At 58.4% G+C, this 15,197-nt stretch carries 14 protein-coding genes and 1 rRNA gene; 4 read left to right on the forward strand and 11 right to left on the reverse strand.

The annotated features are described in order from the left end of the window. Positions 1–6 precede the first annotated feature (6 nt). Positions 7–366, reverse strand: coding sequence for a hypothetical protein (locus HD598_RS06865; protein WP_084637159.1), 360 nt, complete (start codon positions 364–366; stop codon positions 7–9). 490 nt (positions 367–856) lie between these two features. Here HD598_RS06865 and HD598_RS06870 point away from each other — a divergent pair, with 490 nt between their 5' ends. Then, positions 857–1,879 carry an A/G-specific adenine glycosylase gene (locus HD598_RS06870; RefSeq protein ID WP_183666692.1) on the forward strand — a complete coding sequence of 341 codons (1,023 nt, stop codon included), beginning with the start codon at positions 857–859 and terminating at the stop codon, positions 1,877–1,879. A gap of 96 nt (positions 1,880–1,975) precedes the next feature. Here HD598_RS06870 and HD598_RS06875 read toward each other — a convergent pair whose 3' ends face one another. The 6 genes from HD598_RS06875 to lysS form a co-directional block, all read right to left on the reverse strand. Next, complete coding sequence (locus HD598_RS06875) at positions 1,976–2,197, reverse strand: hypothetical protein (protein ID WP_071894385.1); 222 nt, start codon at positions 2,195–2,197, stop codon at positions 1,976–1,978. A 164-nt stretch (positions 2,198–2,361) separates the two neighbouring features. Next, positions 2,362–2,871, reverse strand: a complete 510-nt coding sequence (locus HD598_RS06880; RefSeq protein ID WP_183664753.1) for an amino-acid N-acetyltransferase — start codon at positions 2,869–2,871, stop codon at positions 2,362–2,364. A gap of 191 nt (positions 2,872–3,062) precedes the next feature. Further along, positions 3,063–5,576 carry an ATP-dependent Clp protease ATP-binding subunit gene (locus tag HD598_RS06885; protein WP_183664755.1) on the reverse strand — a complete coding sequence of 838 codons (2,514 nt, stop codon included), beginning with the start codon at positions 5,574–5,576 and terminating at the stop codon, positions 3,063–3,065. Between the two features lie 172 nt (positions 5,577–5,748). Beyond that, positions 5,749–6,045 carry a histone-like nucleoid-structuring protein Lsr2 gene (locus tag HD598_RS06890; protein WP_071894388.1) on the reverse strand — a complete coding sequence of 99 codons (297 nt, stop codon included), beginning with the start codon at positions 6,043–6,045 and terminating at the stop codon, positions 5,749–5,751. A 186-nt stretch (positions 6,046–6,231) separates the two neighbouring features. After that, entirely contained in the window at positions 6,232–6,456 is a 225-nt protein-coding gene (locus tag HD598_RS06895; RefSeq protein ID WP_183664757.1) for a hypothetical protein, read from the reverse strand. Between the two features lie 2 nt (positions 6,457–6,458). Next, a complete protein-coding gene (gene lysS, locus HD598_RS06900) occupies positions 6,459–7,937 on the reverse strand; it encodes a lysine--tRNA ligase (RefSeq protein ID WP_221244770.1) in 1,479 nt (492 codons plus the stop codon). 101 nt (positions 7,938–8,038) lie between these two features. Here lysS and HD598_RS06905 point away from each other — a divergent pair, with 101 nt between their 5' ends. Both HD598_RS06905 and HD598_RS06910 read left to right on the forward strand, forming a co-directional pair. After that, positions 8,039–8,914: an alpha/beta hydrolase gene (locus HD598_RS06905; protein ID WP_183664760.1), complete on the forward strand. Its 876-nt coding sequence runs from the start codon at positions 8,039–8,041 to the stop codon at positions 8,912–8,914. Further along, entirely contained in the window at positions 8,911–9,915 is a 1,005-nt protein-coding gene (locus HD598_RS06910; RefSeq protein ID WP_260170508.1) for an alpha/beta hydrolase, read from the forward strand. The genes HD598_RS06905 and HD598_RS06910 overlap by 4 nt, the downstream gene beginning before the upstream one ends. Before the next feature lie 62 nt (positions 9,916–9,977). Here HD598_RS06910 and HD598_RS06915 read toward each other — a convergent pair whose 3' ends face one another. Continuing rightward, positions 9,978–11,912 carry a M13 family metallopeptidase gene (locus HD598_RS06915; protein WP_183664763.1) on the reverse strand — a complete coding sequence of 645 codons (1,935 nt, stop codon included), beginning with the start codon at positions 11,910–11,912 and terminating at the stop codon, positions 9,978–9,980. A gap of 206 nt (positions 11,913–12,118) precedes the next feature. Between HD598_RS06915 and HD598_RS06920 the strand changes: the two genes are divergently transcribed. Further along, on the forward strand, positions 12,119–12,667 hold the full coding sequence (locus HD598_RS06920; protein ID WP_183664765.1) for an AMIN-like domain-containing (lipo)protein: 549 nt from the start codon (positions 12,119–12,121) through the stop codon (positions 12,665–12,667). An 83-nt stretch (positions 12,668–12,750) separates the two neighbouring features. On the opposite strand, the gene HD598_RS06925 is transcribed toward HD598_RS06920, so the two are convergent. The 3 genes from HD598_RS06925 to rrf form a co-directional block, all read right to left on the reverse strand. After that, positions 12,751–13,353 (reverse strand): hypothetical protein, encoded by a 603-nt coding sequence (locus HD598_RS06925; protein WP_260170509.1) that lies wholly within the window; start codon positions 13,351–13,353, stop codon positions 12,751–12,753. Between the two features lie 123 nt (positions 13,354–13,476). Beyond that, positions 13,477–14,232 (reverse strand): DUF5058 family protein, encoded by a 756-nt coding sequence (locus HD598_RS06930; RefSeq protein WP_409366177.1) that lies wholly within the window; start codon positions 14,230–14,232, stop codon positions 13,477–13,479. 798 nt (positions 14,233–15,030) lie between these two features. After that, positions 15,031–15,147, reverse strand: a 5S ribosomal RNA gene (gene rrf / locus HD598_RS06935). Positions 15,148–15,197: the final 50 nt, after the last annotated feature.

Raw genomic sequence — 15,197 nt, forward strand, 5'->3', positions numbered from 1 at the left:
CACGAACTAGTCGAGGTCAAAGACCGATCGGTTCGATTCAACATCGCCCAGCTTCGCAGTGAACACGTAGGTTCCCGGCGACGGCTTGGCGTTCACGGGAGAGCAGCCCGGCGTGGAGCGAACCCTGTCCCACGTGAACTTTGCGGTCTCGGACTTGCCGGCTGCGATCTCGAGGTTGACGTCGGAGGGCTTTGCTAAGCAGTCGGTCGTTGAGAAGACACGGTCGTTACCCGAGGTCACGGTGAACTCTTGCTGGCTAGTACCCACGTTCAAGACGCACGGCACGGTTCCCGCGTTCGTGACCGTCAAGGTCAGGACGGGCTTCTCCCCCGAGGCGTAGTTCTTCTTGTCCGTGCTGCTCAACACCCGAATATTGGAGGGCAAGCACTCTTGCGCGGCAGCTGGTGCAGAGGCGCTCGTCGAAGCTGAACCTGATGCACTCGTCGACGCCGAGCCCGAAGCACTTCCGGACGCGCTTGTGGAAGCACCGGAAGACCCGGAGGCCGAACCACTTGCGGAAGAAGAGGCAGGCGCGCTCGAAGCTGAAGACGAAACCGACGAGGAAGCCGAAGTTGACGGCGCGACGGAAGCAGGCGCCGTCGTACTAGAAGAAGCGGAAGTAGCATCCTTCTTAGGCTGGAAAAGCGAGCCAATCAGCGCGCTAATTCCCCAAATAATCACAGCAATAACAAGGACCGCGGCGATCAGCGCGACCCAGCGGCGTCGTGCGTACACTTCCGGACTAACTGGCCTTGTAGGACTCAAGGGAACCTCTCTTGCCGTGACTTACTTGCGTTACAGAGTAAACCGGCAGGTTTCTCAGCACGAGCGTCCACGCCGGACGGCTACAGTATTCATGCACAAAGGTAAGGAATTCGTGGACACTTCAAGCATCGCTCAAGCGCACCAACGCATCAACGGCTGGTTCTCCGAAGCCGCGCGCGATCTGCCGTGGCGCCGCCCCGACGCAACCCCGTGGGGCATCATGGTGAGCGAATTTATGCTCCAGCAGACGCCCGTAGTGCGGGTGCTTCCAGTGTGGCATGAGTGGATGCGCCGCTGGCCCACCCCCGCCCTACTGGCCGCAGAACCGTCCGGCGAGGCCGTGCGCGCGTGGGGGCGGCTCGGCTACCCGCGGCGAGCGCTACGCCTGCATGCCGCTGCTGTGACAATCGTTGAGGAGTACGACGGCGCCGTCCCCGGCTCCCCCGAAGCCCTCCTGTCCCTGCCGGGCGTGGGAGGCTACACCGCTGCCGCGATTTCATCGTTCGCTTTCCGCATTCCGGCGGTGGTGGTGGATACGAACATACGGCGCGTTCACGCCCGACTCTTCACCGGCAACGCGCTGCCCGAGCCTGCGCTTACTGCCGCCGAGAACGCGTTGGCCGCGGACCTCATGCCCGCGGATCCGGAGCAAGCCAATATCTGGAATGCCGCCGTCATGGAGCTTGGTGCGCTGATCTGCACCGCACGATCACCGCAGTGCATGGATTGTCCCGTTCAAGATCTGTGCTCGTGGGTGGCTGCCGGAAAACCTGAACCGCATTACACGCCGAAGGGCCAAGCCTGGCACGGGACCGATCGCCAAGTGCGCGGGGCCATCATGGGCGTCCTGCGGGAGGCGCCCGTGAGCGTTCCGCGAATGGATCTGGTGCATTCGAACGGACAAGCCGTACCCGAAGTGCTGCTCGGCGAGCACTTTGAACCCGCTTTAGCTCCGGAGAGCATCGGCGAGCTCGCCGAACGGCGGGTTGTGGAAGCGTGGAAGAAGCTCTCTGCCCTGACGGCCGATAAGAAGCAGCGAGAAAGTTGCCTCGAAGGGCTGCTCCGGGACGGGCTGGCGTTTGAATCGGATGGGCGGATCAGCCTGCACGGCTAGCCCCAGACGAGGCCCACTCGCTAACAATAGGCAGCTAACGAAAAACGCGGCGCTCCTTGAGTAATCTCAGGGGACGCCGCGTTATAAAAAGTCTTGTTATGGAGCCTGCTCTTCAGCTGGCTGTTCTGCCTGCTGATCGCCCAGGTGCTGGGTCTGAGCGTTGTCGACGAAGTCGTTAGCGGCACCTGCGTGCTCGCCCAACTTGTCCGAGTGCTGCTCCTGGAGGTTATCGACTGCTTCGTTGATCTGATCGCCGTGCTCGTTGGTGAGGTTGTTAACCTGTTCGCCAAGTCCGCCGAGGTTATCTGCGAATCCCATTGCGTTCCTCTTTTCACGTTGATTCGTCTGCCGAAATACTTCAGTCAGACCTTTCACAGCGTTGGCCCGTCAAGGCCGTGCCGTTACTTCACGGTACGCATGCTTTGCGTGGATAGTCCAGCGAAAACTACCTAGGAGTATCCTGAATGAAAGCTCTTAGACAGCTAGAAGTTCAAGATCATACGGGTATTACCTAGCGTATTTTGCTTTACTCGTGCCAAGTCAAGGAACTCTGCGACGCCTTCGTCAGTAGAACGCAAGAGTTCTTGGAGGACCGCGGGATCCACGGCAGATTGATCTTCCATCACGGAAAAACCGTGACGTTCGAAGAACTCAACCTCAAAGGTCAGGCAGAAAACACGCTTTACTCCCAGCGCGCGAGCGTCCTCCACCAAGCGTTCTAGCAGCGCGTGGCCCACTCCCAAGCCTCGAACGGTCGAGGAAACCGCCAGCGTGCGCACTTCAGCGATGTCTTCCCACATCACATGAACGGCACCGCAACCTACAAGTTCGCCGGCCGCGTTGTCGGCAACGCGGAACTCCTGCAAGGACTCGTAATAAGCCACTGCTTCCTTCTCAAGGAGGATGCGCGCCTCGGCATAAGGCTTGACGAGGGATCGGATTCCCGGAACATCAGCGGTGGTGGCCCGGCGGATCTCAAAGTCATGTGGCATAGGTTCCATCTTAGGTTGTTTCGAATCGGCCCACTTGCGGGCGATCTGGTCCCTTGACGCCCTCTGGTCTTCACGCGCGCCTTCTGGTCCGCTCCTGCCCTGATCTTGACGCACTGAAGGCTCCTACCGCATTTCTGCGACAGGAGCCTTCAGTTACTTAGGAGTGGTTTTCGAACCCGCGGTTCGAAAGACTAGCTTTCGATGGCCACCGGCTCAGGCTTGCCCTCGAGCGCACCCGGTCCGTCTTCACCGCGGAAGGTGAACTTTGCAGTATCGCCTTCGCCATCGACGTCCACGAAGACCGTCTGACCCGAGTGGATTTCTCCGAAGAGAATCTTCTCTGACAGCTGGTCCTCGATCTCGCGCTGGATGGTGCGGCGCAGCGGACGAGCACCCATGGCTGGGTCGTAGCCTCGCGTTGCCAGCAACACCTTGGCGGCCGGGGTGAGTTCGATCTTCATGCCGCGATCGTCCAGGCGCTTCTGCAAGCGAGTGATGAACAGATCCACGATCTGAACAATCTCTTCCTGGGTGAGCTGTGGGAAGACCACAACGTCATCGACGCGGTTGAGGAACTCGGGACGGAAGTGCTGACGAAGCTCTTCCTGAACCTTTGCCTGCATGCGGTCGTAGCCGGTCTTGGTGTCCGTGGCCGACTGGAAGCCGGTCATGACACCCTTCGAGATATCGCGGGTACCCAAGTTGGTGGTCATGATGATGACCGTGTTCTTGAAGTCCACCACGCGCCCCTGGCTGTCCGTCAAACGTCCGTCTTCCAGGATCTGCAAGAGGGAGTTGAACAAGTCAGCGTGAGCCTTCTCGACTTCGTCGAAGAGGACTACGGAGAACGGACGACGGCGTACCTTTTCGGTGAGCTGTCCGCCTTCTTCGTAGCCGACGTATCCCGGAGGAGCACCGAAGAGTCGAGACACCGTGTGCTTCTCGGAGTACTCGGACATGTCCAAGGTGATGAGCGCTTCTTCGTCGCCGAAGAGGAACTCGGCCAGAGCCTTCGCGAGCTCAGTCTTACCAACACCGGTAGGACCGGCGAAGATGAACGAGCCACCCGGACGGTTGGGGTCTTTGAGTCCGGCTCGCGTACGGCGGATAGCCTGCGAGATGGACTTGATGGCCTGATCCTGACCAATAACGCGCTTGTGAAGCTCGTCTTCCATGTGGATGAGTCGCGAGGACTCTTCCTCGGTGAGCTGAACAACGGGGATGCCGGTGGAGTTGGCGAGAACTTCGGCGATCAACTCTTCGTTGACCTCCGCGATCTCATCGAGGTCGCCACCCTTCCAGGCGCGTTCCTTCTCTGCACGAGCGTCCTGAAGCTTCTTCTCCTTGTCACGGAGATTCGCTGCACCCTCGAAGTCTTGAGCGTCAATGGCGGATTCCTTATCGCGACGCACGTTCGCGATCTGCTCGTCCATTTCCTTCAAAACTGGTGGGGCCGTCATGCGACGAATGCGCAAGCGAGCTCCGGCTTCGTCGATGAGGTCAATGGCCTTATCTGGCAAGAAGCGATCAGAGATGTAACGGTGCGCCAACTGGGCTGCCGCTGCGAGAGCGCCATCGGTGATGGACACGCGGTGGTGAGCCTCGTAGCGATCGCGCAGTCCGCGAAGAATCTCAGTGGTGTGCTCAACGGACGGTTCCTTGACCTGAATAGGCTGGAAACGACGTTCGAGAGCAGCATCCTTCTCGATGTGCTTGCGGTACTCATCGAGCGTGGTGGCACCAATGGTCTGGAGCTCGCCACGAGCAAGCATCGGCTTCAAGATGCTTGCAGCATCGATAGCGCCTTCTGCGGCGCCCGCACCCACGAGGGTGTGGATCTCATCGATGAACAAGATGATGTCGCCACGCGTGCGGATTTCCTTGAGCACCTTCTTGAGGCGTTCTTCAAAGTCACCGCGGTAGCGCGAGCCAGCCACGAGCGAACCGAGGTCCAAGGTGTAAAGCTGCTTGTCCTTGAGGGTCTCTGGGACGTCGCCGCGGACAATCGACTGCGCGAGGCCTTCGACAACGGCGGTCTTACCGACGCCAGGTTCACCAATAAGCACTGGGTTGTTCTTGGTGCGGCGAGAAAGAACCTGCATGACGCGTTCCATCTCAAACTCGCGACCAATCACGGGGTCGAGCTTGCCTTCGCGGGCGGCAGCCGTCAGGTTGCGACCAAACTGGTCCAACACTGCGGAGCCGGCCGGGGTTCCCTCAGCCTGTCCACCGCTGGAGACTGCAGCTCCTGCGGATTCCTTGCCGCCCTGGTAGCCCGAGAGCAACTGGATGACCTGCTGGCGAACACGGCCCAAGTCTGCCCCGAGGTTCACGAGAACCTGTGCGGCCACTCCTTCGCCCTCACGAATGAGGCCCAGAAGGATGTGCTCGGTGCCAATGTAGTTGTGACCCAACTGCAACGCTTCGCGCAAGGAAAGTTCAAGAACCTTCTTAGCGCGCGGCGTGAATGGGATGTGGCCGGATGGGGCCTGCTGCCCCTGGCCAATGGTTTCCTGAACCTGTTCACGAACGGCGCCCAAGGAGATGCTCATGGCCTCAAGGGCCTTGGCGGCAACTCCTTCACCTTCGTGAATGAGGCCAAGAAGAATGTGCTCGGTGCCAATGTAGTTGTGGTTGAGCATGCGTGCCTCTTCTTGGGCAAGCACAACAACCCTTCGGGCCCGATCTGTAAATCGTTCAAACATGAGAACACTCCTCGCTAACGCTTGGATTCGATGCTACGCACCTTGAGAGCGCTTTTGGGGAATGTTCGCCACGGGGATAACGATCACAATCGCAAAACTGGCGCCTCACCTCTTACGAGGTAAGACACCAGTTTTCTCGAGCGAGAGGCGGCGCTGAGATCTCACGCAGTACTTATGCGTTTTCCTTGCGGTAAGCGTCGATGAGTTCTTGCTGAAGACGTCCACGCTTGTTGACTTCGTAACCCTTACGGCGAGCCCATGAACGGATCTCAGACGCATCTTCGGCAGAGTGCGCACGAGTGCGACGCGCTACCTTGATGTACTTGTCGAGTGCCTTCTTCAGCTCGGTGCGGTTAGCCGCACTGAGGTCAATCTCGTAATGAATTCCGTTAAGCCCAAAATGAACTGTTTCAGCATTTTGCGACCCATCGAGATCATCCACGAGGCGAATTTCAACCTTGCGTGCCATTTGGAATACCTTCCACCCAGGAATTTGTTGTCAAAAATTCGGATGAATCAATTCACATAATAAATGAACGCCTTCGACCCCCGAGTCGATTTTATTCATCCGAACCGTTGGGAAGTCTACGCTGATAACTTATGTTTGTCGCTAGATTTTGGAATGTTTACAGCGGCTTTTGAGCAAATATGAACGCTATTCGCCCTTTGCTCTGTCTGCCGTATTTGAAGAACCATCTTCAGATTCCGTTTCAGAAACTCTTTCTATGTTGGAAACCGAAGTATTCTCGCCGTCATAGCGCTCTAATGACTCCGCTTGTGCTTCGCGTTCTTTGCGGTCCGCGTTAAACAATGCGCGAATCACAAAGAAGAAAATGATGGAAACAAAAATCGTGGGCAGTAGAACTTCTACGTACTCCATGCTTAGGCCTCGGGCTTCAAGAACGGGAAGAGAATGGTTTCGCGAATACCAGCGCCGGTGAAGAGCATGACCAATCGGTCAATGCCCAGCCCGATGCCACCCATTGGAGGTGCACCGTATTCGAGCGCACGCAAGAAATCTTCGTCGAGCTGCATGGCTTCGTCGTCTCCTCCGGCGGCCAAACGTGACTGTTCCGTCAAACGCTCGCGCTGAATCACGGGGTCAATGAGTTCGGAGAACGCGGTGCCGCGTTCCATGCCGCCGATGATGAGGTCCCACGCTTCAATCAGGCCAGGCTCGGAGCGGTGCGGACGGGCCAACGGCTGAGCTGCCGGCGGGTAGTCGTAAACGAACGTGGGGTTCAAGAGCGTCGGCTCGACAATTTCGCCGAAGAGTTCAATGACGACCTTCTCGGCGCCCCATGAAGGCTGCAGCTTCACTTCGTGCTTTTCAGCGATCTCGAGCAACGTCTCGAGTGGGGTCTCCGGCGTGATTTCTACGCCGACGGCCTCAGACAATCCCGGGTACACACCCAGCCAGCGCCATTCGCCATCGAGGTCAATGACACCCTTGTCCGTCTCGATCTGACGGCTCGCACCAACAGCGTCGGCCGCGGCCAGGATGACTTCCTTGAGACGATCGGCCATCACAAACTGGTCTGCGTAGGCTTCGTAGCACTCCAGCATGGTGAATTCTGGCGAGTGCGTGGAGTCCACGCCTTCGTTGCGGAAGATGCGTCCAATTTCGTAGACGCGGTCAACGCCACCCACCACAGCACGCTTCAAGTAAAGCTCGAGCGCAATACGCATGGTCATGGGCTGGTCGAACGCGTTCAAGTGCGTGTGGAACGGACGGGCTGCTGCGCCGCCGTGGACCAGCTGAAGCATTGGCGTCTCGGCCTCAACGTAGTCGTGAGCTTCAAGCGTCTGACGGATAGCGCGCGTGATCGCAGCGCGCTTGTAGATCATTTCGCGCGCTTCATCGCGCACAATCAGGTCCGCGTAGCGCTGGCGTACGCGGGTTTCCTCGTTCAAGTCCGCGTGCAGGACTGGCAAGGGGCGAAGCGCCTTGGAGGCCATCTGCCAGGACTGCGCCATGATGGACAGCTCGCCGCGGCGCGAAGAAATCACGCGACCGGTGATGGAGACGTGATCGCCCAAGTCAACGAGGTGCTTCCACTCAGCGAGCGATTCTTCGCCGACCTCCGCGAGCGAGAGCATGACCTGCAAGCGCACGCCTTCACCCTTGAGGCCACCTTCTTGGAGGGTTGCGAAGCAGAGCTTGCCGGTATTGCGCATGAATACGATGCGGCCGGCGATGCTGACAACGTCTTGCGTTTCCTCGCCAGCTTCGAGGTGCGCGTACTGGGCGCGGATCTCGGTGAGGCTGTGCGTGCGTGGCACGCCAACGGGGTACGCTTCCCGCCCAGAAGAGAGCAGTTCCTCGCGTTTCGCTGAGCGAACGGCACGCTGATCATTCATGTTGATCGTGGAATTTGAGGGGGCAGTGGAATTTTTGGCAGTCACGATCAGCTATTCTACCGTTCTTCTGTTGGCGCACGTCCCCGCTAGATTGGGCAGTTATGCGGGGAATTACGTCAGTTCTTGAGTACGACGACGCAGCTCGCCTTGAGATCTTCACCGCCCATCCCAGCGGGCAGCGGTGGCGAGCTGGTCAGCGCGACCCCAGTGGCGGCGTCGTACTGATCCACGGAACCATGGTCACGGCGCGCGTGTATCTGCGTGCCGCGCTGCGACTTGCGAACCTTTTGCAGGCGCCGGTGCACGTCTATAACCGGCGCGGGCGGGGCGGGTCGAGCCCACAAGGCGCCGAGCTGTCCCTCGAGTCCGAGGCTCGCGATGCGCTCAAAGTGTTGTCGACAACGGGTGCGCGCAACATTTTGGGGCACAGTTTTGGCGGTTCAGTGGCGCTCATGGTGGGGGCGATCGCTGAGGACTCGGGCGTCAACGTGAACAGAATCGCAACGTTCGATGCCGCGCTTCCCTTTGATACCGGCCTTCACGAACTGTGGGATCCCACCTTGCCGGAGGTTGCGGCGCAAGGACACACGGGCAAAGCGTGGGCCATGCTGGTGCGCGGGTTGGGGACCGCGAGCGTGCTGTCGAAAGCGCCGCAAAGTCATCTAGAGCTGTTGTCGGCGTTGACGTCTAAGACACCGCCTGGGCAGGTCATGCGCGCGCTGGTTCCGGCGTCGGTTCGCGAAGTCCAAGCCATTGTGGACGCACCCAGGTTCACGATTCCACGCAATGTTTTCATGGTCACTGGCCAGTTCAGTCCGGCGTATTTTCGGAGGAGTGCCGAGGTCGCCTCAGCGCTGGAACCGAGCACTCGGACGCTCGTGGCTCCGGGCTATTGGCACGATGGTCCAATTCGTGGCGGTGGGTGGCTGTTGCGCCGATACGCACAATTCTTTTCGGGAAATCTAAACTATTCATGATGAGAAAATCCCTCAATACCGTATTTCGGCGCCTTTCAGACGTTCGTCGTATTCCCGTTGTTGAACGCGACGTTGTCACGCCCGATGGAGGTGTTTTGGCGCTCGCGAGCTACGGAAATGCGCATGCCGATGGGAATCATCGAGTGTTAGTGGTGGGCGGGGCGTTCATCACCGCCTTGATTTACCGACCCTTCGCGCAGTCGCTAGCCGTTCGGTTGGGTAAGGAATGGGGCGTGGACGTCTATGATCGGCGAGGCCGCGGAGGTTCTACCGAGCAGCCCTCTTATTACAATCTGGACCTTGAGATCTCAGATCTCGCGACCATGATGCGGGCGACCGGTGCACGAAATCTCTTTGGGCATTCGCTCGGTGGATCCGTGGTCCTGAACGCAGTGCAGTCCTTTACCGGCCACGGGACGGCCTCGCCGAAGACGGTTCCGGGCGGAAAGGCCGCTTTTGGGGATTCGTTCGAGGATCCGACCCTCATCCCGGCGAAGCTCGCGGTCTACGACGCGGCGTTAAACATTGACGGTTCGCTCGATTCTGGGTGGTTGACTCAGGTTCAGAGCGCGGCGGCGGACGGCAAGTGGCATCACGCGGTTGCTCACGTACAGCGGGACATGAAGACTCTGCCCACGTTGTCCAAGGTGCCCGAACCAATTCTGGCAGCGCTGGTCCTGCTGACGCGCCCCACACCTTTCGGCAAGCGGATCAAGACTCTTTTACCAACAGGCGTGGGGGAACTTTCGGCCGCTCTTACTGAGGAGGATCACGCTGAAGATTTCGCAAGCCTCCCCGAGGGTACGCGTTTTATGGCTGGCTCTCTCAGCCCCGAGTATTTCCGGGTGACAGCGCAGCGACTCCACACGGTGGTATCAGGATCCACCTACGAGGAGTCGCCCAAGCTGTGGCACGGAGCGGTCCCGGCCGCGATGAAAGAACTCATTGACGACATCGCCGAGTACTTCACCGAGCAACCCGCTGGGCAATCCACCAAGTAATAGCCGCTTACTACCGGCGGTCGATGTAAGACGTAGACATCAGCCGCCGACATCAGACGTCGCTACCAGATGACCACGCGGTCTTCAGGGTCAAGCCACATGCCATCACCGGGCCGCGTCTGGTACGCCTGATGGAAGGCTTCCAGGTTCTTGACGATCTGGTTGCAGCGGAACTCGTTGGGTGAGTGCGGATCCGTCTTGAGACGAGTCAGCATTGTCTCGGAACGCGTGATCGAGCGCCAGCTCTCCGCCCAGGCACCGAAGAAACGCTGATCGCCGGTGCGACCGTCAATCACCTCATCTTCGTCAACACCAAGCTTTTGAAGCTCCAGCTTGTACGCCTTGTACGCAATGCCCAGGCCGCCCAAGTCGCCAATGTTTTCACCCAAAGTGAGCTTGCCGTTGACCTTATTGCCAGGGGTTTCCGGTGGCTCGAGCTCGTCGAACTGCGCCACCAACTTGCCTGTCAGTGCTTCGAAGGCCGCGCGGTCCTCATCGGTCCACCAGTTATTCAACTGTCCGGTGCCATCGAACTGGGAGCCTTGATCGTCGAAGCCGTGGCCGATCTCGTGGCCAATCACTGCGCCGATCGAACCGAAGTTGGAGGCGGTGTCACGCTCAGCATCGAAGAACGGCAATTGCAGGATGGCGGCCGGGAACGCGATCTCGTTCAACAGCGGGTGGTAGTACGCGTTGACGGTCTGCGGGAACATGAACCACAGCTCGCGGTCCACGCCGTCGTCGATCTTTTGCAGCTCGCGCTTGAATTCGAATTCGTTGACGTTCGCGGCGTTCTGAATGACGTCGTTCGGAGTGGTTTCGATACTGGAGTAGTCGATCCACTGGTCCGGGTAGCCGATCTTCGTGCGGAAGGATCCCAGCTTTTCGAGTGCTTTTTCCTTCGTAGCGTCCGTCATCCACGGCAATTGCTGAATGGATTCACGGTAGGCGTCTACGAGTCGCTCAACGAGCTCCTCCATGGTGGCTTTGTCACTTGGCGGGAAGTGCTTGGCAACGTAAAGCTGCCCGACGTCTTCGCCCACGCCTCCCTCAACAAAGGCGACGCCGCGCTTCCAACGTTCCTTGAGCTGCTCCACGCCGGCGAGCTTCTTTTGGTAGAACTCGAAGCCCTCGTTCACGAACGCTTCGGACAGGTACGGTGCGAACGAGCGCACCACCTGCACCATGAGCCAGCTCTTCCACTGCCCCAGCGGACGCTCGCGGGCTTCCTTTTCCACACCTTCGAGGAAGCTGGGCTGCCAGAGGTTCACTTCAGCGAAGTACTTCGACTCGATTCCGGCGCCAGCCAGCCACTTCTCGATCAATGGGTGCAAGGCAAAAAGCTCAGCCGCAGTAGTGAGGTTATAGCGGGCTTGGGCGTCGCGGGACTTCACTCGATCCCAGTGGTGGCTCGCGAGAGATTCTTCCAGCACGACGACGCCGGCACTCGCTTCCGCAGCATCGTTGCGTCCGGCCAGGCTCAAGAGACGAACGAGGTGCTCCTGATACTGGCCTTTGAGTTCTGCGAACTGCTCTTCGCGGTAGTACGACTCATCCGGAAGACCCAGACCCGATTGCAGGAAGGTCAAGAGGTTGCGATCCGGCTGGCCCGGATCGTTGGAGGCTCCCACACCGTAGATGCCACTGATTCCTTCGCGCTGATAACGCCCCAAGACGGTGAAAAGTTCGTCAATGGTGGAGATCGTGTCAATCTCTTCGAGGTACGCCTTGATGGGTTCGGCGCCACGGGCTTCAATGCCGTCAATGTCCATGAAGGATGCAAAAAGATCCGAGATTCGCCGCGCTTTCGGGTCATTGGCGTGGTCTCCGGAGGCCGTTGACTCCTCAATGATGGCGTGAACGTTGGCCTCTGCCTTTTCACGGAGCTCTTCGAAGGATCCGTAAGTTCCCCTGTCAGCGGGGATCGTTGCAGAACTCATCCAGGCGCCATTGAGGGAACGGAACAAATCATCTTGTGGGCGGATTGATTGCGTCATGTTTTCAGCCTAAAAGTTCGTCTCAGTTCGGGTGATCTGCAATATCCATTATTCGCTCTCGGCGTGCACCCTGTGACCCAATTGAGACACCTGTGGATATTTCACCAAGATTGAATAACAAGTCTTGTATGTGGGTGATTGCGGGCGCACCATGAGTCATCGCTTGCTACGAGCCACGTAGCAACGCTCCGAAAGGCAACACCACCATGAAAAAGGTACTCACCGCTCTGGCGGGAGTGGCAATGGCTGCCACGACGCTCGTTGCAGTGCCTTCGAGCGCTCAAGCAGCGCCCTACTGCGGCATCACGTGGGGCTCGCTCGCCGACCGCACCACTTTTGCTTACTCTTCCGCCACTGTGCGCAACGTCCGCGCCGGACAACACACGTGCTACGACCGCCTCGTGATCGATATCAGAGGAAACCTTCGTGGATACGATGTCCGCTATGTTTCCGCGGTCTATACCGAAGGAGAGGGCCGGCGGGTTCCGCTCTTGGGGGCCGCTGACCTGCAGATTGTGGTGAACGCTCCCGCGTACAACATCAACACCGGCGCCTCCACCTACAATCCGGTCAACCGGAACAACATCGTGAATCTGGCCGGCTACACCACGTTCCGCCAAGCCGCATATCTGGGCAGCTTCGAGGGACAGACCAGCTTTGGTCTCGGCGTTCGGGCGCGGCTTCCGTTCCGAACCTTCGTCATCAAGGATGCCACCACAACCCGGCTGGTCATCGACGTTGCCCACCGGTGGTGAGCTGCGGCGTCGTACTGAAAACCCCGCCAAAAAAGTGAGTCCCGCCCACTCAACTGCAGTGGACGGGACTCGCTTCTGAAGCGCTAAGCGCGCTTACGCGCAAACCATGCCACAAGAATCGTGAGAATCACGCAGATAGCGGTGGTCGCCATGCTCAACTTCGGGAAGAGCGGAACCAGGCCGAACTGCACTACCAAAGCCACCGCGAACGCGATGATCGTTGGACGGTACTGACGGAGCGCGAAGATCGCCTGAACAATCACGGCGCCGATGACGGCCGGGAACACGTACAAGCGGACAACGGTGATGACTTCAGCGGGGACCACGCTCAAGAGCCAGGTTCCCAAGAAGCCCACGAACAAAAGCAAAGACACCAAGTGAACGGATGCTGCGCCGGAAATCGCCATGACTGCCGCCAAGCTACCGCGCGAGGTGCCAGGCTTTGCATCGATCTTGGCCTGCGCGATCATCGCTGCAGGCAGCAACTTGTTGGAGATGTTGCCGATCATGAACGCCTGATACATGGACGCAGGGCCCAAAATCGGGAAGTACGTGATGGGTTCAATGATCCAGATCAAGAAGAACGTGCCGGCAACTGCGAGGAACGCGCCCCACAATTGCGACTGCTCAAACTGGATTGACCCTGACATGAGGAGGTAAATGGGGCCGGCGAGAGAAATAATCAAGCCGGCGATCATCGTCAGGCGACCCCAACGGGAGGTGGTGCGCTCGAATTACTGCATTCCGGCGTTGACAGCCGTAGGAGCTGAAGACTGTTCCATAGTTATTCGTCCTTTCTCAGCCGCCGGTTAGGCTGCCGGCCCAATCGAAGAGAAATGCGCGATGTAGGCGACAATGAGGCCCACCACAATCGCAATACCGAGGCCCCATTCCTTGAGCCAATCCTTCTTGAACTTCTGCGCAAGGAAGACACAGACGCCCATGGTGATACCTGCCGCTAGCAAGGTCACGATGTGCACCGCGCTCTTTGGGACTTCAGCAATGCCCAGGGAGATGAAGGCAGCAAGCAACGCTGCGGCCGGGATCACGCTCATGATGGCCGGGTTGACCTTCTTGAGCTTGTGCTCGCCGCGCTGAAGGAGCGGGGTCAGGATCAAGGTAGCGAGCATCCACATAGCGCCGCCAAGGCTCATCGCGAAGAAGGCGACGGCGAAAACGTTCTGAGTGTAGGTGGGACCGCCAAGGGTGGCGCCCATGGTGGCCGAGGCGATATTCGCCGCACCAGTTTCATAGGACACCGAGCCGATGAGGCCAATGCGCACGAGCGTGGCCGGGGTGCCGAAGAGTGCTAGAAGTGCAATGGCGACAATAACAACGGCCAAAGAAGGGCCGATTGCCGCGATAGCGCCAGTCTTGAAAGCGGTGTTGAGTTCAGTCTGGGTAATCTCAGCCGACTCCGCAGCTTTGCGAGCAGCCTTGATGTAGATCACAGACTGGATGATGATCACCAGGAAAACGCCCAGTGCCAGCGCCCACAAGACAGGAGCATTAGCTACTGCCAGAATGTCGGTTGATTCACCAACCGCGGTTTGCATAGGACTCATGTGGTCCCTCCTTACGTAGTTCACTCGACGGAAACTTCCTGAGTGCACCAGAGAAGCAAAATCGTGAAGCGAAACAGACGGTATTGACGATGACAGGACCACGTTTTCACCGATCACGGGTATGGCCATGTGCGTGCATACTACGCAAGAAAGATCACATCAAAACCGCTTTGTTGGCGAAAACTGCGATCAATAGCCCGAATACCAGCTTGATTATCCAGCAGCTACCCCACTGCGCGCCGAAAAAGAAGCCCTCCTTCACTCCCCTTGGACGAAACCGCCGTCGATAACTCAGGAGGATTGATATGAAAGAAACACTGTGGAGAATGGACACTGGTTCGATCACCTAGCGATAACCGCGGCATGTCGAGGAATCCTCAACATTGAACCTCCGATCCTCCATACGTTTGAAGAACATCGGGAAGAACTGTCGTCTCAAATGAAGGATGCGGCACCCCGCAGAATGCCTAGTTGGTCAGATCCTTGGAATCCCGCGAAAATTTGCCTACTAGAAACATTGTAGTTTCGTAACAAACGCACCTTCGAGCCAGATCGTCTGGGTTGCGGCAGATTATAGAACCGCTCGATTTGAAGGAGAAACCCCACTTTCCAGTACGACGGCGCGCATTCGGCTACCAGCATCGGGCTGCAGTAGGGAGGAATGAGGACGGACTACTGGAACAGTGAAATCCTGGGAACGCAAAAATCCCGCTGGCTGTTGGGCCGGCGGGATTCTTGTTTTGGTTGTTAAAGTGTGGAAGACCCTCACGTCGTTGTGGGGGTCTTCCTGTAAGGGTTGTCCGGCGGTGTCCTACTCTCCCACACCCTCCCGGGTGCAGTACCATTGGCGCTGTGGGTCTTAGCTTCCGGGTTCGGGATGGGTCCGGGCGTTTCCCCCACGCTATGGCCGCCGTAACTTTGGCGAACCAGCAACGTTCCACATGTTGTGGTGTTGGGTTCAAGTA

The organism is Neomicrococcus aestuarii (genome assembly GCF_014201135.1).
Taxonomy (GTDB): domain Bacteria; phylum Actinomycetota; class Actinomycetes; order Actinomycetales; family Micrococcaceae; genus Neomicrococcus; species Neomicrococcus aestuarii.